Annotated in this window: 21 protein-coding genes and 2 tRNA genes; 7 read left to right on the top strand and 16 right to left on the bottom strand. The window is 69.6% G+C overall.

Translation table 11 applies throughout. The features are described from left to right. Positions 1-26: 26 nt before the first annotated feature. Positions 27-392: a DUF6223 family protein gene (locus AB0F44_RS10550; RefSeq protein ID WP_357355133.1), complete on the bottom strand. Its 366-nt coding sequence runs from the start codon at positions 390-392 to the stop codon at positions 27-29. Between the two features lie 171 nt (positions 393-563). Here AB0F44_RS10550 and AB0F44_RS10555 point away from each other — a divergent pair, with 171 nt between their 5' ends. Together AB0F44_RS10555 and AB0F44_RS10560 are read left to right on the top strand one after the other, a co-directional pair. Continuing rightward, positions 564-1,673, top strand: a complete 1,110-nt coding sequence (locus tag AB0F44_RS10555; RefSeq protein WP_357355135.1) for a sensor histidine kinase — start codon at positions 564-566, stop codon at positions 1,671-1,673. After that, positions 1,670-2,341 carry a response regulator transcription factor gene (locus tag AB0F44_RS10560; RefSeq protein ID WP_357355137.1) on the top strand — a complete coding sequence of 224 codons (672 nt, stop codon included), beginning with the start codon at positions 1,670-1,672 and terminating at the stop codon, positions 2,339-2,341. The genes AB0F44_RS10555 and AB0F44_RS10560 overlap by 4 nt, the downstream gene beginning before the upstream one ends. Here the strand turns inward: AB0F44_RS10560 and AB0F44_RS10565 are convergent. From AB0F44_RS10565 to AB0F44_RS10615, 11 genes are all read right to left on the bottom strand, one after another. Further along, the gene (locus tag AB0F44_RS10565) at positions 2,319-3,335 is read right to left on the bottom strand and encodes a UDP-N-acetylmuramate dehydrogenase (RefSeq protein ID WP_357355139.1); all 1,017 of its coding nucleotides are present in this window, start codon (positions 3,333-3,335) and stop codon (positions 2,319-2,321) included. The genes AB0F44_RS10560 and AB0F44_RS10565 overlap by 23 nt on opposite strands. Next, positions 3,328-3,726, bottom strand: a complete 399-nt coding sequence (locus AB0F44_RS10570) for a MaoC/PaaZ C-terminal domain-containing protein (protein ID WP_357355141.1) — start codon at positions 3,724-3,726, stop codon at positions 3,328-3,330. Before AB0F44_RS10570 ends, AB0F44_RS10565 begins: the two co-directional genes overlap by 8 nt. Continuing rightward, complete coding sequence (locus tag AB0F44_RS10575) at positions 3,726-4,133, bottom strand: MaoC family dehydratase N-terminal domain-containing protein (RefSeq protein ID WP_357355143.1); 408 nt, start codon at positions 4,131-4,133, stop codon at positions 3,726-3,728. The genes AB0F44_RS10570 and AB0F44_RS10575 overlap by 1 nt, the downstream gene beginning before the upstream one ends. Positions 4,134-4,341: 208 nt before the next feature. Further along, a complete protein-coding gene (rpmG, locus tag AB0F44_RS10580) occupies positions 4,342-4,512 on the bottom strand; it encodes a 50S ribosomal protein L33 (protein WP_091042824.1) in 171 nt (56 codons plus the stop codon). Positions 4,513-4,558: 46 nt separating this feature from the next. Continuing rightward, a tRNA-Met gene (locus tag AB0F44_RS10585) sits at positions 4,559-4,632 on the bottom strand. Positions 4,633-4,700: 68 nt separating this feature from the next. Continuing rightward, positions 4,701-4,773: transfer RNA gene (locus tag AB0F44_RS10590), tRNA-Thr, on the bottom strand. A gap of 74 nt (positions 4,774-4,847) precedes the next feature. Next, positions 4,848-6,278 (bottom strand): amidase, encoded by a 1,431-nt coding sequence (locus AB0F44_RS10595; RefSeq protein ID WP_357355144.1) that lies wholly within the window; start codon positions 6,276-6,278, stop codon positions 4,848-4,850. 27 nt (positions 6,279-6,305) lie between these two features. After that, positions 6,306-6,983: an LrgB family protein gene (locus AB0F44_RS10600; RefSeq protein ID WP_357355146.1), complete on the bottom strand. Its 678-nt coding sequence runs from the start codon at positions 6,981-6,983 to the stop codon at positions 6,306-6,308. Further along, the gene (locus AB0F44_RS10605; RefSeq protein WP_357355148.1) at positions 6,980-7,369 is read right to left on the bottom strand and encodes a CidA/LrgA family protein; all 390 of its coding nucleotides are present in this window, start codon (positions 7,367-7,369) and stop codon (positions 6,980-6,982) included. The genes AB0F44_RS10600 and AB0F44_RS10605 overlap by 4 nt, the downstream gene beginning before the upstream one ends. Then, positions 7,366-8,304, bottom strand: a complete 939-nt coding sequence (locus AB0F44_RS10610; protein WP_357355150.1) for an ROK family protein — start codon at positions 8,302-8,304, stop codon at positions 7,366-7,368. Before AB0F44_RS10610 ends, AB0F44_RS10605 begins: the two co-directional genes overlap by 4 nt. A 32-nt stretch (positions 8,305-8,336) precedes the next feature. Then, complete coding sequence (locus tag AB0F44_RS10615) at positions 8,337-9,368, bottom strand: pirin family protein (protein ID WP_357355152.1); 1,032 nt, start codon at positions 9,366-9,368, stop codon at positions 8,337-8,339. A gap of 71 nt (positions 9,369-9,439) precedes the next feature. On the opposite strand from AB0F44_RS10615, the gene AB0F44_RS10620 reads away from it, so the two are divergent. Continuing rightward, a complete protein-coding gene (locus tag AB0F44_RS10620; RefSeq protein WP_357355154.1) occupies positions 9,440-10,624 on the top strand; it encodes a glycosyltransferase in 1,185 nt (394 codons plus the stop codon). Between the two features lie 176 nt (positions 10,625-10,800). Beyond that, positions 10,801-11,043, top strand: a complete 243-nt coding sequence (locus AB0F44_RS10625) for a hypothetical protein (RefSeq protein ID WP_357355156.1) — start codon at positions 10,801-10,803, stop codon at positions 11,041-11,043. Here AB0F44_RS10625 and AB0F44_RS10630 read toward each other — a convergent pair. After that, positions 11,040-11,927 (bottom strand): DMT family transporter, encoded by an 888-nt coding sequence (locus AB0F44_RS10630; protein WP_357355158.1) that lies wholly within the window; start codon positions 11,925-11,927, stop codon positions 11,040-11,042. The genes AB0F44_RS10625 and AB0F44_RS10630 overlap by 4 nt on opposite strands. A gap of 80 nt (positions 11,928-12,007) precedes the next feature. Next, positions 12,008-13,768: a hypothetical protein gene (locus tag AB0F44_RS10635; RefSeq protein WP_357355160.1), complete on the bottom strand. Its 1,761-nt coding sequence runs from the start codon at positions 13,766-13,768 to the stop codon at positions 12,008-12,010. 271 nt (positions 13,769-14,039) lie between these two features. Between AB0F44_RS10635 and AB0F44_RS10640 the strand changes: the two genes are divergently transcribed. Both AB0F44_RS10640 and AB0F44_RS10645 read left to right on the top strand, forming a co-directional pair. Beyond that, positions 14,040-14,576: a type III effector gene (locus AB0F44_RS10640; RefSeq protein WP_357355162.1), complete on the top strand. Its 537-nt coding sequence runs from the start codon at positions 14,040-14,042 to the stop codon at positions 14,574-14,576. A gap of 333 nt (positions 14,577-14,909) precedes the next feature. After that, positions 14,910-15,473, top strand: coding sequence for a type III effector (locus AB0F44_RS10645; protein ID WP_357355164.1), 564 nt, complete (start codon positions 14,910-14,912; stop codon positions 15,471-15,473). Between the two features lie 116 nt (positions 15,474-15,589). Here the strand turns inward: AB0F44_RS10645 and AB0F44_RS10650 are convergent, their stop codons facing one another. Together AB0F44_RS10650 and AB0F44_RS10655 are read right to left on the bottom strand one after the other, a co-directional pair. Next, on the bottom strand, positions 15,590-16,756 hold the full coding sequence (locus AB0F44_RS10650) for a Fic/DOC family N-terminal domain-containing protein (protein ID WP_357355166.1): 1,167 nt from the start codon (positions 16,754-16,756) through the stop codon (positions 15,590-15,592). 91 nt (positions 16,757-16,847) lie between these two features. Continuing rightward, positions 16,848-17,714, bottom strand: coding sequence for an SDR family NAD(P)-dependent oxidoreductase (locus tag AB0F44_RS10655; protein WP_357355168.1), 867 nt, complete (start codon positions 17,712-17,714; stop codon positions 16,848-16,850). Between the two features lie 94 nt (positions 17,715-17,808). Between AB0F44_RS10655 and AB0F44_RS10660 the strand changes: the two genes are divergently transcribed. Then, entirely contained in the window at positions 17,809-18,261 is a 453-nt protein-coding gene (locus AB0F44_RS10660) for a MarR family transcriptional regulator (protein ID WP_357355170.1), read from the top strand. Positions 18,262-18,264 lie beyond the last annotated feature (3 nt).

The raw sequence follows: 18,264 nt of genomic DNA on the forward strand, positions 1-18,264 counted from the left end.
ACGCGCCGACTCGACCTTGAATCTCGTCATTTCGCGCCGACTCGGCGTGATCTCGTCAGGGTTAGAGCACCGAGGACGAGGCCGGCGAGGCCGAGGACGACCGCCATCCCGCCGCCGACCACGCCGTTGCCGGTGCCAGGTCCGCCGTCGGCGACGAGCAGGTTGACGACGCCGACGACCACGGAGATCGTGCCGCACCCGAGCGCCACGACGGCACCGTTGCGGCCATGGTTGCCGATGCCGCGTACGGCACGGCTCAGCGCCGCTGCGCCGGCCACCGCTCCGGCCAGGCCGACGAACGCCGCGAGCGTCGCCCACAGCCGGCCGGTGGTGAGTGTGTAGGCGCCGACTTCAGGGTCGGCAGCGCTGATGAGCAAGTCATTGAGGGACATTGAGGACTCCTTCGTTCGAGTTCGATCTGATGACTCGATCCTCCCGTCGGCGCACGCCGGAGTCGTCCTGCCTGCGTGGACTCTTCGGCGCCGTCGCTACTGTGTACGTGGTAGCCGGAAGTCCTACGCCAGAGGGACTCGCGGGCGCCGCAGCGGGCATATCCTGCTCGCATGGCCAGGCAGCGGATCACGGTCGGGGACTGGGTCATCGCCGCTGGTGTGGCCGTGGCCCAGCTGGCTGCTGCGCTGAGCGGCGATCGACCCGGCTCCGGCTACGAGCTTCTCGGCTACGCCGCGCTGGTCGCGAGCGGCCTGGTCCTGGTCCTCCGGCGCCGGGCGCCGGTGGCCGTGCTGGTCGCCTGCGGTGCGTGCGGGCTGGCGTTCCAGGCGCTCGGGTTCGACGTCGCGGTGATCGCGTTCCTGGTCGCGGTCTACGCAGCCGTGCGGGAGGGGCACCGGCTGGTCACCGTGCTGGCCGCGGTGGTGATGCAGAGCGGGCTGTTCCTGGTGGCGTACGCCTCCGTGGGTGACTTCGGCGCCGCGTCCGAGCAGGCGCGCGGGGCCCTGGAGATCGCCTGGCTGATCGCGGCGGGCGCCGCCGGCGAGGCGCTCCGGCAGGCCGAGCGGCGTGCCGACGAGGCCGAGCGCACCCGCGAGGCCGCCGCCCAGCGCCGAGCCGACGACGAGCGCCTCCACATCGCCCGCGAGCTGCACGACTCCCTCACCCACCAGATCTCGGTCATCAAGATCCAGTCCGAGGCCGCGGTCCACGTGGCCCAGCGGCGTGGTGAGGAGGTCCCCGAGTCGCTGCTGGCGATCCGGGAGGCCGGGCGCGAGGCCGCCCGGGAGCTGCGGGCGACACTGACTGCGCTGCGTGACGACGATCCGAACCCGCCGCGAGGGCTCGAGGACGTACGCGACCTGGTGGGATCCGCCGGATCCACCGGCCTGGACGTCACCCTGACCGTCGACGGGCAGCCCGGCGCGGTGCCGGTCGCGGTGGGTCGGACGGCCTACCGGATCGTCCAGGAGGCATTGACCAACGTGACCCGCCACGCCGCGGCTACCACCGCGTCGGTCCACATCGACCACCGGCCCGACTCCCTCGGGATCCGGGTCGAGGACAACGGCACCGGTGCACCGGCGACGACGGTGCCCGGCATCGGGTTGCTCGGGATGCGGGAGCGGGTCTCCGCCCTCGGAGGTCAGCTGCGGGCACAGCCCCGCGAGGAGGGCGGTTTCATGGTCGAGGCGCGGCTGCCGGTGGAGCGTACGTCGTGATCCGGGTGCTCCTGGTCGACGACCAGCCGCTCATCCGCAGCGGTTTCCGCGCCCTTCTCGACATCGAAGACGACATCGAGGTGGTCGCCGAGGCCGCCAACGGCGTCGAGGCGGTCGCGCTCGCCCGCGAGCATCTGCCCGACGTGGCGATGGTCGACATCCAGATGCCCGTGGCCGACGGTCTCGAGGCGACCCGGCGGATCGCCGCCGACCCGGCGCTGGCTGACGTGCACGTCGTGATCCTGACCAACTACGGCATGGACGAGTACGTCCTCGAAGCCCTGCGCGCCGGCGCTGCCGGGTTCCTCGTCAAGGACGTCCAGCCGGAGGACTTCGTGCACGCGGTGCGGGTTGCGGCGCGAGGCGACGCGCTGCTGGCGCCGTCGGTCACCCGCGCGCTGATCGACCACTACGTCAGCCAGCCCTCCCCGGCCGACGCTCCCCTCGGCCTCGCCGAGCTCACCAACCGGGAGCGCGAGGCGGTCGCTCTGGTCGCTCGGGGCATGACCAACGACCAGGTCGCCGAGGCCATGGTGATCAGCGTGCTGACCGCCAAGACCCATATCAACCGGGCGATGACCAAGCTGCACGCGCGCGACCGCGCTCAGCTCGTCGTGTTCGCCTACGAGTCCGGGCTGGTCGCTCCTAGAGCTCCACGCCGAGCATGACGGGCTCGTTGACGAGCACGATCCCGTACGCCGCCTCGACCCCGTCGCGTACCTCTCTCGCCAGGGCGAGCAGGTCCTCGGTCGTGCCCTCGCCGCGGTTGGTGAGGGCGAGGGTGTGCTTCGTGGAGAGGGACACGCATCGGTTGCCGTGGCCCTTCTTGAAGCCGGCGTGGTCGATGAGCCAGGCGGCGGAGGTCTTCACCGTGCCGTCGGGCTGCGGGTAGGCCGGAGCGCCCTCGGGCACGTCCTCGGGAGCGACCACGGGGTTGGTGAAGAACGAGCCCGCCGACCAGGTGTCGTGGTCGGCCTCGTCGATGACCATGCCCTTGCTGCGGCGCAGGGACAGGACGGCCTCGCGGATCTGCTTGGACGGCACCCGAGTGCCCTGCTCGACGCCGAGGGCGCCGGCGAGCTGGGCGTACGCGATCGGGGAGCCGGTCTCGCCATCGATGCCGAGCCGGAAGGTGACCTCGAGGACCACGTATCGGCCAGGTCGCGCCTTGAACCGCGACCACCGATAGCCGAACGCGCACTCCCCGGCGGTGAAGCTCCGCACCTCGCGAAGCTCGCGGTCGAACACCTTGACCGAGGTGATCGTCTGGGAGACGTCCTGGCCGTACGCCCCGACGTTCTGGATGGGAGTCGCGCCGACGCTGCCGGGGATGCCGGAGAGCGCCTCGACGCCGCTCCAGCCCTTGTCGACGGCGGTCGTCACGAAGTCGTCCCAGGTCTCGCCGGCAGCCACCGTGACTCGTACGCCACCCTCGACCGGCTCCGCCGCGACACCTGTCGTCGCCAGCTTGATGACGGTGCCTGGGAAGCCGGCGTCGGCGACGACCAGGTTGCTGCCGCCGCCGAGGACGAGCACGTCCTTCCCGGCCGCGTCGGCCGCGGTCACGGCCTCGATGATCTCCGCCTCGGTGGTCGCGTTGACGAACTCCGCCGCTGGGCCGCCGAGATGGAAGGTGGTGTGGCGAGACAGTGACTCAGACACGTACGGAGACCTTCGGCATGCCGAGGACCTTCTGGTCGCCGGAGAGGACGGTCAGGGCGATCGTCGCCAGCCCGTCCTCGACCGACTTCACGGTGCCGCTGATCGTCACCGAGGTGCCCTCGTCGTCATCGGGCACGACGACCGGGTTGGTGAACTTGGAGCCGAAGTCGACGACCTCGGCCCCGTCGGTCCACTCCGAGACCGCTCGGGCGACCAGCGCCATGGTGAACATGCCGTGGGCGATCACGCCGGGGAGGCCGACGGCGGTGGCGATCCGGTCGGACCAGTGGATCGGGTTGAAGTCGCCGCTCGCGCCGGCGTAGCGCACCAGGGACGCCCGGGTGACGGGGTAGGTCTTCGCGGCCAGCTCGGCGCCTGCTTCGAGTGCCATCACGCGACCTCCGCCGCTCGGTGGACCAGGGTGGCCGAGGTGGTGCACACGACCACCCCGGAGTCGTCGGTGATCTCCGAGACCGTACCGATGATGTCGTTTCCGCCGATCTGTCGCAGCGAGGCGACGCTCAGGGTCGCGACCAGCACGTCCCCCGGCGCGATCGGCCGGGCGTACGAGAACTTCTGCTCACCGTGCACGATCCGCGACAGCTCGACCTGGACGTCGTCCAGGAAAGCGTTCATCGCGTCGAAGGCGAGCACGATCGGGAACGTCGCCGGAACCGGGTCCCCGCTCTCCCAGCTCACGCCGGCGGCGGCAGCGAACTCCCGCACCTTCTCGTCGGTGACCCGATAGGGCCTGGTCGGAGGAAACGCGCGCCCTACGAGCGACCCATCAACTGCCATGCGGGCAACTGTAGTGGCCAGCCGAGAGGGCGCCCGCTTCGGCCGAGGCGTCGCCCACGCTGGCCGAGTTGGCAGGCCAGTGCCAACTCGGCCGACCGGGGTGACTTCTCGGCAAATGACGAACGCCCCGCCTCCCGGCCATCTGGAATTCAGTGGCGGGGGCGGGGCGTTCGGAGCGCCGATCAGCGTGGCGCTCTACTGAGAGGATTCAGCGGGTCTCGCGGTGCGCGGTGTGCTTGCGGCAACGCGGGCAGTACTTGTTGAGCTCGATACGGTCGGGGTCGTTCCGACGGTTCTTCTTGGAGATGTAGTTCCGCTCCTTGCACTCGGTGCAAGCGAGGGTGATCTTCGGGCGAACGTCGCTGCTCTTGCTGGCCACAGGAGTTTCCTTACGGTGCTGATCGAGGTGATGCGGTCTTTGGCGGTAGCGGGGGCGGGGATCGAACCCGCGACCTCACGATTATGAGTCGTGCGCTCTAACCGCCTGAGCTACCCCGCCTCAACAGGAATCAGGCCCGCAGTATTCCCACTGCGGGACCTTCAACCCAAGAATCCTAATGGACTCAGAGCCCCTTTACGGAATCGAACCGTAGACCTTCTCCTTACCATGGAGACGCTCTGCCGACTGAGCTAAAGGGGCGTTGCGTGAGAGAACATTACGGTAGGGGCGCCATGCTCAACAAATCGACACGGCCCTCCCGTCCGCCGACTGCATCATCGCAGGTCAGCGGGGTCCTCTGCACCTCGATCGGGCTCCCAGATGCGCGCGAAACCCATCGCCTCCTCGAGCTCATATGACAGCTCGAGCAGCATTCGCTCACGCCCCGGCGCCGCCCCGAACATCATCCCCTGGGGAAGCCCGGCGAGGGTCTGCTGAACCGGCAGCGACACTGCCGGCCCACCGGTGACGTTCTGCCACGGCGTGAACGCGACCCAGTCCATCAGCCCCTTCATGACCAGCTCGTAGATCTGGCTCGGTGCCAACCGGCCGATCTCCGGGGTCTCGTGCGCAACCGTGGGCGTCAGGACGACGTCGTACGCCGCATGGAACCCTTCCGCGATCGCCTGCGCCTTGCGTAGCCGGACGATGGCGGCCGGGACGTACTTGGCGTTCTTGATCGTGTGCTGAGCGAGACCGACCGTGAGGTTGTCGAGCCGGCTGCGGTCCCAGGTCTTGCCGCGGAGCGGGCCGGCGTTGACCAGGGCGACCGCCAACGTCCCCCAGTAGAGAACGAAGTCGTCGGCGAAGGTCTCGGGCACCGGCGGCGGCACTGCCTCCACGGTGTGCCCGAGCTCCTCCAGCACCGCCGCCGTCTTCAGCGTCAGCTCGGCGACCTCGGGGCTGGCGTCGCGCCCGAGCGCGCCGGTGAAGACGGCGCAGCGCAGCCGCTTCGACCCGGGCCCGGTGACGTCCCCGATCGGCGGCAGCGACGTGTGGTGCGCCTTCTCGGCCTCCCGGAAGAACGCGGCGGTGTCGCGCACCGAGCGGGTCAGCACACCGTCGGTGACGATCTTGAGCGGCAGCAGGCCGTAGAGCGGGTCCTGGGGCAGGCGGTCACGGGTCGGCTTGAGCCCGACCAGCCCACAGGCGCCGGCCGGGATGCGGATCGATCCACCGCCGTCGTTGCCATGGGCGATCGGCACGGCCCCGGCGGCCACCAGCGCGCCCGAACCCGCCGAGGAAGCGCCGGCCACCCGGCCGGTGTCCCAAGGGTTGCGCACCGCGCCGAGCCGCGCGTGCTCGGCGGTGCCCGAGAATCCGAACTCCGAGAGCTGGGTCTTCCCCAGCGACAGCAGGCCGAGCTTGAAGAGCAGCTTGGTCATCTCGCCGTTGCGTGAGGCCGGCGGCATGACGTACGAATCCGTGCCGTTCCTCGTGGGCACGCCGGCGACGTCGGTGTTGTCCTTGATCAGGGTGGGGACACCGGCGAAGAAGCCGGCCCGGGGAGCACGCGCCTGGATCCGGGCCCGGTCGAAGGTGCGGTAGGCCATCGCTCCGAGCGTGGCGTCGACCGCCTCGATCCGGGCGATGGACGCCTCGACCGCCTCGAGAGTGCTGAAGTCACCGCGCCGCAGGGCCTCGGCGACCCCGACCGCGTCGAGAGTGCCGAGTACGTCGTCGGTGAAGGCGTGCACACGGGCCATGAGACCAACGTTAGGCCGGTGGCAGGCCTAAAGGAGGAAGTACGCCACCAGCGGAACCAGGAGACATGTCACAACCGCGGTGAGCCCCATCGCCAGTCCGGAGAAGGCGCCCTCGACCCGGCTCTCCTCCAGCATCCGGGCGGTGCCGATGCCGTGGGAGACCGCGCCGACGGCGATCCCGCGGGCCCGCGGGTCGCGGATGCGAAGCAGGGTCAGGACGCGCGGTGCGACCATCGCGGCGAAGGTGCCGATCACGATCGCGAAGCACGCCGACAGCTCCGGGTAGCCGCCCAGCCGCTCGGCCAGCGCGATCGTCACCGGGGCGGTGACGGCCTTCGTGGCCATCGTCCGCTCCAGCAGGTCGCCGCCACCGAGCCAGCGGACCAGCAGGATGCCGCTGACCATCGACACGACCGCGCCGGCGGTCAGGGCGACCAGGACGGGCACCACCATCCCCTTGAGCCGCGCGACCTGGTGGTAGAGCGGGATCGCCAGCGCGACCGTCGCCGGGCCGAGCAGAAAGCTGATCAGCGTGGTGGCGTCGGCGTAGTCGTCGTAGGTCGTGCCGCTGACCGCCAGCAGGGTGCCGACGATCACGATCGCCACCGCCACCGGCTGAGCGAGCGGCGAGTGGGTCCGCGCCCGCAGCCACCGCCCGAACTCGTACGCCGCCACCGTCACGAACAGCCACAGGATGACGCTCACTCGATCTCCTCCCCCGGCGCACCTTCGGTGCCGGCCACCTCGGGCACGCGGCGGAGGAACAGGCTGAGCACCCAGCCGACGGTGGCCAGCCCGAGGAACCAGGAACCGAGCAGCGCGACGACGATCGGCACCGCCGCGTCGCGGATGATCGCGAGGTAGGCGATCACGCCGACACCTGCCGGGATGAAGAAGAGCTGCAGGTGGGACAGGAAGTAGTCGCCGACCTGGATGACCGGGTCGTCCTCGCCGTCACGGCGCCGCAGGACCAGGACGACGAAGAGCAGCAGCATCCCCACGACGGGTCCGGGCAGCGGTATCCCGGTCAGCTCGACGATCGCGGTTCCGGCCAGCTGGCATCCGAGCAGCCAGAGCAGGCCGACGATCACTGCGGGTCGGAGAGGGACTCGATAGCCATGGCGGCGCAGCCCACCAGGCCCGAGGAGTCACCGTGGAGCTGAGCCATGAAGGTGAGCTCGCGGGTGGCGATCGGGTTGGAGCGGGCGTAGACGCTCTCGCGCACCCCGGCGGTGTAGAGATCGAAGGCGCCGGCCATGTCGCCGCCGATGACGACGACCTCCGGGTTGAGCAGGTTGACGGCCGTGGCCACGACCTCGCCGAGCTGCCGTCCGCCCTCGCGCAGCAGCCCGCGCGCGACGGCGTCGCCGGCGAGCGCGGCGGCCACCAGATCGCGTACGTGGCCGGCGGGGACGCCGGAGTCGGTCAGCCTCTGGGCGAGCGCCCAGCCGGACGCGACCGTCTCCAGGCAGCCGGTGGAGCCACAGCGGCAGGGTCGGTCTCCGGCCGCGTCGATACGGGTGTGGCCGATCTCGCCGGCCGCCCCGAGGGCGCCGGTGACCAGCTTGCCGTCGACGATGATGCCCATGCCGAGACCGGTCGAGGCCTTGACGACCAGGGCGTTGCGTACGGGATGATCGGAGTTGAAGAGCTCCGAGCGCGCCAGCGCGTGAGCGTCGTGGGCGAGGATCAGTGGCGCGTCGGTCAGCCCGGTGAAGTAGGGGGCCAGCTGGACGCCGTCCCAGCCGCCCATCGCCGGGGTGTCGATGCTCATCCCGAGATCGGGGTTGACCACCCCGGGCAGGCTCATCCCTATCGCCAGCACCGGTAGGTCGATCGAGGTCACCATCTTGGTCATCCGCTCGACGACCTCGGGCATCAGCACCTCGGCGGAGATGCCGACCTCGTGGTCACGGGTGTCGCCGGCCAGCTCGCGCCCGGCGAGGTCGAAGACCGCCGCCTGGCTGCGGCTGCGGCCCACCGCCACGGCCAGCACGACCCCTGGGTCTGAGGATTCGTCACTCACGACTGCAGTCTAAGCACGAGCACTGACGCGACCTAAGACCGCGAGCGGAGCCGGGCGTTGGGAAGCGGCGGTGCTGGGATCGGCCGCTGGTGGTTGCCCTCGACCACGCCGAAACGGCCCTCGGCCAGGTCTTGGGAGTCCTCGACCAGCTCGCCGCCACCGCGGGTGATCTGGCCCTGCCACTCCTCGCGGTAGCCGACGACCTCCTCATGGGTGCGACCGACGAAGTTCCACCACATGATGATCGACTCGCCGAACGGTGTGCCGCCGAGGAGGAGCAGCCGGGTCCAGGCCTCGCCGGCCTGCAGGATCAGCGTGGTGGCGCCCGGAGGGGCGTAGGCGAGGGAGTCCTTCTCCACCTCGGCCGAGGCCGGGCCGGACGCGCCCAGGCCGGTCATCGACACCTCGCCGGTGTCCACGAGTACGCCGTGCTCGAACCGCTCGTCGACCGGGATCTCGAGCCGGGTGCCGGGCTCGAGCAGGATCTCGGCACCGAGGATCTCGGAGTGGGTCCGCACCGGCGAGGTGACACCGAGGAGCGACCCCATGAAGACCCGCACGGTCGCCCCGTCGCGCTCGATCGGCGTGGGCGCGTGGTTCTGGAAGGCCGGCTCGACGTCGCGGAACTCGTCCGGCAGCGCGACCCACAGCTGCGCTCCGTGCAGGACGGTGGTCTCGGCGGTGGAGTTCTCCGAGTGGGAGATCCCGCGCCCCGCGGTCATCAGGTTGACCTCGCCCGGGCGCACCATCGCCACCGTGCCGACCGAGTCGCGGTGCTCGATCTCCCCGGTGAACAGCCAGGAGACCGTCGCCAGCCCGGTGTGCGGATGGGGCGGCACCTCCATCCCGCCGGAGACGACGACGTCGTCGGGACCGTAGTGGTCCAGGAAGCACCACGCGCCGATCAGCGAGCGGGCGCGAGCCGGCAGGGTGCGGCGTACGTTCATCGCTCGCGGACCGCCCAGCGGGACGTCTCGCGGAGTGATGATCTGGATCTCGACGCCTTCGTCCCCGTTTCCACCGACGCACTCGACGGGGGTGGGGTGCGCGTCCAGGTTGGTCATATCTTCAACGATATCTCGTACGTTGCCTCGCCATGCCGACGTCACATCGAGGTCGCCGAAGGGCTACCTCGATGCCACACGATGTGGCCGTGCTCATCGCTCAGCTCGCGAACTTCGTCGGCCCCACCTCCGGCGGGATGAAGACGGCTCTGGAGGCCCTCGCCCGTGGCTATCTCGAGGCGGGCCACGACCGGCTTCTCGTCGTCCCCGGCCCGTACGACTCGGTCACCTCGACCGACCTCGGCGAGGTGGTGCAGCTGAGAGCGCCGCGCGTGGGTGGCGGCTACCGGCTGATCATCGAGCCATGGCGGGTAACCGACGTCCTGACCCGCTTCAACCCGACGAGCCTCGAGGTCAGCGACAAGTTCACGATGCTGCCGGTCTCGCGCTGGGCCCGACGCCAGGGCATCGGGACGGTGCTCTTCTCCCACGAGCGGCTCGACGAGTACATGCCCACCTACACCGGCATGGACACCACGTCGAAGGTCTCCACCGCCCTGCTCAACCGGATGCTGGTGCGCTCCTTCGACCAGGTGCTGGTGACCTCCGACTACGCCCGGCACGAGTTCGAGCCGCTGGCCGCGACCGTCGGCTGCCCGATCGCGCAGGTTCCGCTGGGCGTCGACCTCGACTTCTTCCAGCCCTCGCTCGGTCACCGCGACGACACCCTGAGGCTCATCCACGTCGGCCGCCTCTCCCGCGAGAAGTCTCCCGACCTCGCCGTCGCCACCGCCGTCGAGCTCCATCGCCGCGGGTTCGACGTACGCATGGACGTCTACGGCGACGGGCCGCACCGGGCCGAGATCGAGGCCCTCGCCGCCGGCGCGCCGGTCGTCTTCCACGGGCACGTCTCCGACCGCCACCGGATCGCCCGGGCACTGGCCGAGGCCGACGTGGCCCTCTCCGTCTGCCCCCGCGAGACCTTCGGGCTAGCGGTCCTGGAGGCTCTCGCCAGCGGTACGCCGGTGGTGACCGCCGACCGCGGCGGCGCCCGTGAGCTCATCGACCCCCGGTGCGGAGCCTGGGCACCCGCCCATCCGGCCGCGCTGGCCGACGCGGTCATCGACGTCGCCGAGCGACCGGTGGTAGCAACCCGCCACGCGGCCCGCGAGCGGGCCGAGCAGTTCCCCTGGTCGCGCACGATCGAGGACATGCTGGAGCTTCACGAGAGCCTCGCGCAGGAGACCGCGCCGACCTACCTCCTCGCGCGATCACGGCAGCGGCAGGCGGCTCGTCGGGCTCGGCGCTACGCGTAACCCTCGCTGAGCGAGGTCGCCAGAGTGTCGAGGCCGCGTTTCTCTGTGGGGATAACGTTACTCTGCCGTGGTCGTTATTCGACAGGGGCCGCTTCTCTGGCCACGTTCAGAACACGAAGACGTAGAGGTCTCGTCGCCATCCTGGTATTCCATGCCAATGACCATAAGAGGGGCATATGAGCGAGTTGACGACCCAGGCTGCGGTGAAGCCGGTGACGCCGCAGCAGACACACTTCGCCGACTCCTTCGGTCCGGTTTGTCGCGCGTACGGAGAAGATCCGCTGACCTCCTACGACTATCGAGACGTCACCTGTGGTGAATGCCGGCATGCTGCGCCCTACATCAGCGCGCTGCCCGAACACCTCAAGCCCAGGTCGACCAGGCGGCGTTCGTGGCCGCGATCGATGCAGGACCGCTAGGACACCCGGACCGCGGTTCGGTCGTGCTGCGCCGGCGTCCACTTCCCCGCCGACCGTGACCGGGCGAGCCCGACGATCCCGGTGACCAGCAACGCCCCGGCGCTCACCGCGACCCACAGCGTGGGGGCGGAGGCGCCGAAGGCGACCACCGCGGCGACGTACGAGACGGTGGGGTTGGTGATCGTCATCGCCGCCATCGCCCAGGGCAGCGGGCCGGCGGCCAGGGCGGCCTGGGTGAGCACGATCCCGAGGCCGCAGGTGCACAGCAGGCCGTAGAACGCCGGCAGCGTGAACAGCCCGAGGAAGCCGTCGGCTGCGGCACGGTCGGCGGTGATCTTCAGCAGCACCGACGTGGTCGCGAACGAGCAGCCGGCCGCGACCGCCGTGGTCGCCGCCGCGACCGGCGGCGGGAACCGGTGCGCCACCAGCAGGAGTACGCAGATCACGACCGCCACACACCCGGCGAAGAGCGCGACGCGTCCGACGTCGGCATAGGTGCCGCCGCGATGGTCGTCGGTGACCAGCAGGATCACGCCGCCGCAGATCGCGGCTCCGCTGACCCAGTCGGCGACCGTCGGCCAGTGGCGCGCGGCGATCGAGGCGAAGACGAGCGCGAAGAGCAGCTGCGTGGGCATCACCGACTGCACCACCGATACCGACCCCAGGTGGAGTGCGACCGCCTGCACGCCGAAGCCGATCGCGTTGATCACCGCGCCGGTGACCCACAGCGGGTTGCGCACCAGCGCCAGCATCAGCTGCTCGACGCCGGCGATCCCGCCGCTGCGGCCGGGCGCGAGCGCGCTGGCGCGCTGCTGGACCGCAGCGGAGAGCGAGAACAGGACGCATGCGCCGATGGCCAGGCTCACGGCCGCAGCATGATCCATGCTTCGACGCTAGACCCCGAGAGGAACGCCCACCCGCCGCGCACGCGAGCAACGTGCGATCAGCGGATGAACCCTGAGGGTCAGATCTTCACCTTCGCGCCCAGGATCTCGCCGTACTCGACGCCGAGGACCGACGGGTCGCCGTCCTCCGGCACCAGCACCGCTACCGTCACCGCGCTCCGGATCGACAGGTTCTTACCGGCCTGGCTGCGGAACTCGTCGAAGGGCGGGTTCCACTCCCACTCGGTGCCCTGGCCACCGACGATGGAGTCTGTCGTGAAGTCCAGCATCGCGAGGACGCCCTCGGAGGTCTGCACCATGCGGGTGCTCGTCTTGTCGAAGGGCTCGGCGGTCGTCTTGACCATGTCGACACCCATGTCCGAGGCGTACGCCGCGATCTCGTCGCCGGGTTCGGCGAGCTTCTTGAACCCGTCGAGGCCGTCGATCTTCTTCGGCTTCTCGAGGTAGGCGTCGATCTTGGCGGCGACCTCCTCGACCTGCTTCGTCGCCGCTGCCGACGCCGGGGCCGCGCCCTCGACCTCGGGCGGAACGGCCTTCTTCTTGACGCCGAGGCTGCTGCGTACCTTCCAGGGGGACAGGGCGTCCTGCTGCTCATAGACGGCCAGCCGGGTCAGCTTCGCCTTCTTCATGCCCTTGACGTTGACCTCCACGACGGCCCACATCGGGTACTCGCTGAGCTGCACCGACCACACCCGTCCCGGCACCGCCGTCCACGTGGGCGGGCGGTCCCGGACGTCGAAGCCCTCGTTCACCGCGGAGGTGAGCTGGTCCTTGGCCAGGACCGGGCCGCTGTCGGCCTCGGTCCACGCCTCGGCCTTCCACTTCCCAGGCTGGTTGGCCTTGATCGCCTTGTTGTTGCGCTTGTTCCAATCCTTCATCAGGTCTGCGACGTCGTCCTTGTGCAGCGAGACCTTGCTGGCCGCGTCGAGCTCGACGGACGCGGGCATCGAGCACCCCGTGAGCGAGAACGTCACGACGCCGATCCCGGCCGCCACGCCCAGGCGGCGATAGAGCCCGCCGGCCGGCGGGCGCGGCATGGCCGGGCGAGTCGGCGCCGGCCCCGTCGGCCCCGTCGGCCCAGTCGGCCCAGTCAGGACCGGGCGGGCCGGCTGGGTCGGGTAGCTCGGCTGAGCGGGGTGGGTCGGTTGGGCGTACGAAACCGGCGGCCGCGGCGGCTGCCACTCGTTCGGGCGCTCACGCTTCCTGGTCACCAGCAGGACGATCGCGCCGACCAGCAGCAGCGCACCGAAGCCGGCGATGCCCAGGGCGACCGCGAAGATCCCATCGATCCGATATCCGAAGGCGAGCTTGATCGGCGCACCGTCCCGGCTCGCGGCCAGAAACGAGACCGACTCGCCGGTGAGCGTCACGTTCAGCTCCTGGGTTCCGGAGCCCGAGACCTTCTCGTGCCACCACGGCGCCTGCGAGGTATCCGGCACCTCCTTCCCCGAGCCTGCGGCGCCGCTGACCCTGGTCAGCGGGGTCTTGGCGATCTCGACGGCCCTGGTGTCCTTGACGACATCAAGGACGTCGACCGGGTTGCCGACCCCGACGTACGCCTCCCCCATCGCCTCGACGCGTACGGTGACCGGGAGCCGGTCGAAGGCGAACGCCTCCGGCGTGGAGTACGCCGCACCCTGCTCGATCGGGGTCTCCTTGCCCATCACGACATCGTCGGGCCCGGCCGCAATGGCAAGACCCGTTCCGACGAGCAGGAGTGGTGCGCCGAGCAGTCCGAGGAGCACCGACAGGACGACCCTGCCGCCCTTCCTCGGCCGACCGGAATCAGCGATCACAGGTGCGTACGTTGCCGAGCTCATCGATGCCTTCTAGGTGGGGGGTCCCGAGAAGAGGACGCGGCAATCTAGCGCGCTCGACGAATTCCAGGAATCCATTAACCCGACCGGGCATGGTATTACCCGGCGGTATGGAACGTTTACGTCCACTTGGTAATTACGAAGCCGTGTCGGACGAAACATCGCACGGTGAGCATCCCTAGCGTCATGAACCGCACGCGGACGTGTCGAAGCGAGTGTTATCAGCTCGGCGGCCGCGCTGCGATCGATTCGAATTGACGATGAAAGGTATGAAATGAGCAAGAAGACAGGGCTGCTCCGCCGCGCCGCGGCCATCGCCGCCTTCTCGGGTGTCGCCGTCGCACTGACCACCGGCACCGCCGTCGCCGCGCCGGCGCCGGCCACCGCCAGCGTCTCCTCCTCCGACCTCTCGCCCTCCTCGCAGAAGGCGTGGGAGGACTTCATCCTCGGCGGCTCCTACGTCGCCGGCGGTGCTTCCCAGATGGTCAGCGGCGCCTGGGTCGGCGCCCCGGGCCTGATCCTCGCCGGCGCCACCGGCTCCCCGATCACCCCGGAGCAGCTGGCTGCCTGGGAGAACTGGGACGAGGGTGGCCACAAGATCGGTGAGGGTGCCGCCATGATGGTCGCGGGCGCCTACGTCGGTGCCCCCGGCATCATCCTCGACCAGATCGCGGGCGGGGCGACCCCGAGCGACCTGTCGCCGAGCGAGCTCGAGCAGGTCACGTTCCTCATCCCGCAGGACAGCCCGGCACTCGACGGTGTTCCCACCGAGCAGATCCCGAACCCGATGGCTCCCCTCGGATCCTTCTGAGCGGCGACATGACAGCTGCCGACCGCACGTAGCTCCCACCACGATGTGATCGGCGCCGTCCCCAGATGGCCTAGGCGTGCACTCGTGCACGCCCGGGCCATCTGCGCATTTACGCGCGACCAGACAACGACGTTGCAGTTTGACGAAAATTACGTCATTACATTTCATTCGGCACTTAGTTGACACGAAAACCGCCGTGTCGCTTGCACTGATCGCCGTCGATGCTCCTAGCATCTTTTCCCGGATGCGAACGTATCGATGCGTCTGTTATCGGTCCGGGGGTCGCGTCCGTGCGTGATGTTTCAATTCGAATTGATCGATGAAAGGTACGAAATGAACATGAAGACAGGGCTGCTCCGCCGCGTCGCGGCCGTCGCCGCCTTCTCGGGTGTCGCAGTCGCACTGACCACGGGTACCGCCACCGCAGCCGACGGCACCCACCACAACCGCACCGAGGCCGAGTGCATCAAGGAGAACTCCGCCGGCGCCTCGGACCTCTCGCCCTCGAGCCAGAAGGCCTGGGCCGGCTTCATCTGCGGCGCCGGTCAGGCGACCGGCGGCGCGGCCCGCATGGTCTCCGGCGCCTGGGTCGGCGCTCCGGGCCTCATCCTGATGGGCGCCACCGGCGGCGAGCTGAGCCCGGCGCAGAAGAAGGCCTGGGTGAACTGGGACGGTGGCTCGCACCAGGTCGGCAACGGTGCCGCCATGGTCGTCTCCGGCGCCTACGTCGGTGCGCCCGGCATCGTGATGGACAAGATCATGGGCGGCGCCATGCCGTCCGAGCTGTCCGACAGCGAGATGGACCAGGTCTCCTTCCTGCTCCCCATGGAGAACCCGGCCCTCGACGGCCTCCCCGTCGACCAGGTCCCGAACCCGCTGGCGCTCGGCACCTTCTGAGAAACATGACCATCGCCGGGTGATCACCCCCTACCGACTGCTCGGCAACGTCACACAGGTGGCCCTGGGCGTGCACACGTGCACAGCCGGGGCCACCTGCACGTTTTCCGCCGGGTTCAGTCGTACGCCAGCGGCTCCTCGATCACGTTCATCACAGCCCTGGCGATCCAGTAGTGCCGGCCGCCGCGGCCCGACCGGCCGGCCGCCTCGATCCACCCGCGCCGCTCTGCGTCCTGGATCAGATTGCGCGCTCCCTGGTTGGTCAGGCCGGTCGCGTCCTCGACGCGCTTGACGGTCAGGTAGGGGTTGGCGAACAGCAGCGTCACCAGCCCGGACAGGTTGGCGCGCGAGGTGGCGGCCTCGTCGAGATAGCTCTCCCGGAGCGCGACCAGACGCTCGGACCTGGTCGACGCGTCCTCGGCCGAGCGTCGCACCGCGGTGAGGAAGAACTGCAGCCACTCCTGCATCTCACCGCGCTCCCGGACGCTCTGCAGCCGCTGGTAGTAGGTCTGGCGGTGGGCCTCGATGTAGCCGGAGAGATAGAGCAGCGGCGTGGTCATCCGCCCCTCCTCCATCAGCATCAGGTTGATCAGCAGCCGCCCGATGCGCCCGTTGCCGTCGAGGAACGGGTGGATCGTCTCGAACTGGTAGTGCATCAGCGCGCAGCGCACCAGCGTCGGACTGAGGTCGGGGACGTTGACGTACTCCTCCCAGTCGGCGATCAGCTCCGGCAGGTCGGGCGGGAGGGGTGGGACGTACGCGGCGGTGGTGGGGTTGTCGGTCGGCGAGCCGACCCAGACCGGGGTCCGCCGGAACTCACCGGGATGGCGCTCCTGGCCCCGGACGCCGGCGAGGAGGGTCTTGTGGAGCTCGAGGACGAGCCGTTGGCTGAGCGGCCAGCTCTTGATGAGCTCGAAGCCCTGGCGGGTCGCGGCGAGGTAGGCCTTGACCTCTGCGACGTCCTCGCTCCTGGTCGCCTGGCCGCTGACCTCGTCCTGAAGGACCTCCTCCAGAGAGGTCTGGGTGCCCTCGATCCGGGAGGAGGCGACCGCCTCCTGGGTCAGGTAGGGCCCGATCAGCAGCTCGGGGTCCTGGATCAGCGCACTCACCCCCTGGAGGCGCCCCAGCGCGGCGTCGGCGTCCGAGAGCGCCTTCACGGTGAGCGGCTGTAACGGCAGGTCACGCGGGATGTGGGCGGGTCGGTAGTACCAGTAGGCCCACTTGTTCCCCGGCTCCCGCGTCGCCCTGCCGAACTGCGGAGCGTCGTACCTCTCCGGATCCATGACCGGTCAACTTACCACTCAGAGGCAGTTTGAGTTGGAAGTTGACGGGAACTTCCAAGTGAGCCTTGGGAGTTCCCCGCCAACCTCCAAGTCAGACCCGGTCGAGCAGGTGCTCGGTGGCTCGCCAGAGCTCGTCCTGGGCCGAGAGGTCAGTGGCCGGAGCCGCGGGAACGAGCTCGCGCCGCTGCTTCTCGGTGACGTACAGGCCGCTTCGTCCGGCGTAGCGCGCCTCGGTGGCGAGATCGACGATCAGGCCCGCGCCACGAGCGGGGTCGCCGATGCGCAACGCCCGGAGCACCCGCTCGAGTCCGGCGGCGAAGCGGAGGTCACGACCCAGGCCGGTCACGTTGAACCCCGGGTCCACGCAGTTGGCAGTGACCGCGGATCCGTCGAGCCGCCGAGCGAGCGCGAGCGTGAACATGATGTCGAGCAGCTTGCTCTGTCCGTAGCGCTCCGACGACCCTCGGGCCGTGAACGGGGTCGTGTCGCTCAGGACCTGCGGGATGCGCAGGTCGCCGTGTCTGCGCGACGCCTCGGACGCGACGTTCACCACTCGGCCGGCAGGAGATCGCTGCAGCGACGGCAGCAGCTCGCGGGTCAGCACGAAGGGCGCGAGGTAGTTGACCGCAATCATCTCCGGGAACCCATCGGCCGTGACTCGCGGCTCGAAGGCGTGGATCCCCGCGTTGTTGATGAGTACGTCGATCCGTCCGTGCCGAGACCGGATCTCCTCGCCCACCTTGCGCACCTCGCCCGGCCGGGCGAGGTCCACCACGAACACCTCCGGGTCCGAGGCCGGAGCCACCTCGCGTACGGACGAGATCGTGGCCTGGGCGCGCTCCGCGCTCCGCGCCGTGATGACCAGGTGCGCTCCCGTCGCGGCCAGCGAGGTCGCGGCGAGGGCACCGAGGCCACCCGTCGCTCCAGTGAGGACGATCGTCGGAGCCTCGTCGTTCATGCGGCACTCCCTCTCTTCGACCGAACGGCCGATATAGTGTGTATATGCCCACTATATTGATGGTGTGCAAATGCCTATTACTTTGGAGTGCTGCATGACCCCAGCGACCACACGGCTCGGCCTCGAGCTCAACGCTCTGCTCAGTGCCTCGCGCGCGCTCACCGAACGGTCCGCCGCGGCGTTCCACGAGGAGCTGCGCCCCGCCGCTTTCCACCTCGCCCGCTGGCTCTATGCGTACGGCCCTGCCAAGCCGAGCGCCGTGGCTGAAGCCGTGGCGATGGATCGCAGCTCCGCGAGCGCCCTCTTCGGACGCATGACGTCGCTCGGTCTGGTGCAGAGCGATCGCGCGCCGGAGGACGGGCGCTCGGTGCTCGTGTCCCTGACGGACGCGGGCCGCACGCAGGTCGAACGAGCGCTCGCGCTGCGTCAGGACGAGCTGGAACAGCGTGTCGAGGGCTGGTCAGAGGACGACCTGGATCGGCTCGTGTCGCTGCTACATCGGTTCAACGAGCTGCCGAGCGGCGGGGTGGAGCGACACGGCAGTTGAACC

The sequence above is a fragment of the Nocardioides sp. NPDC023903 genome, assembly GCF_040639295.1.
Taxonomy (GTDB): Bacteria; Actinomycetota; Actinomycetes; order Propionibacteriales; family Nocardioidaceae; genus Nocardioides.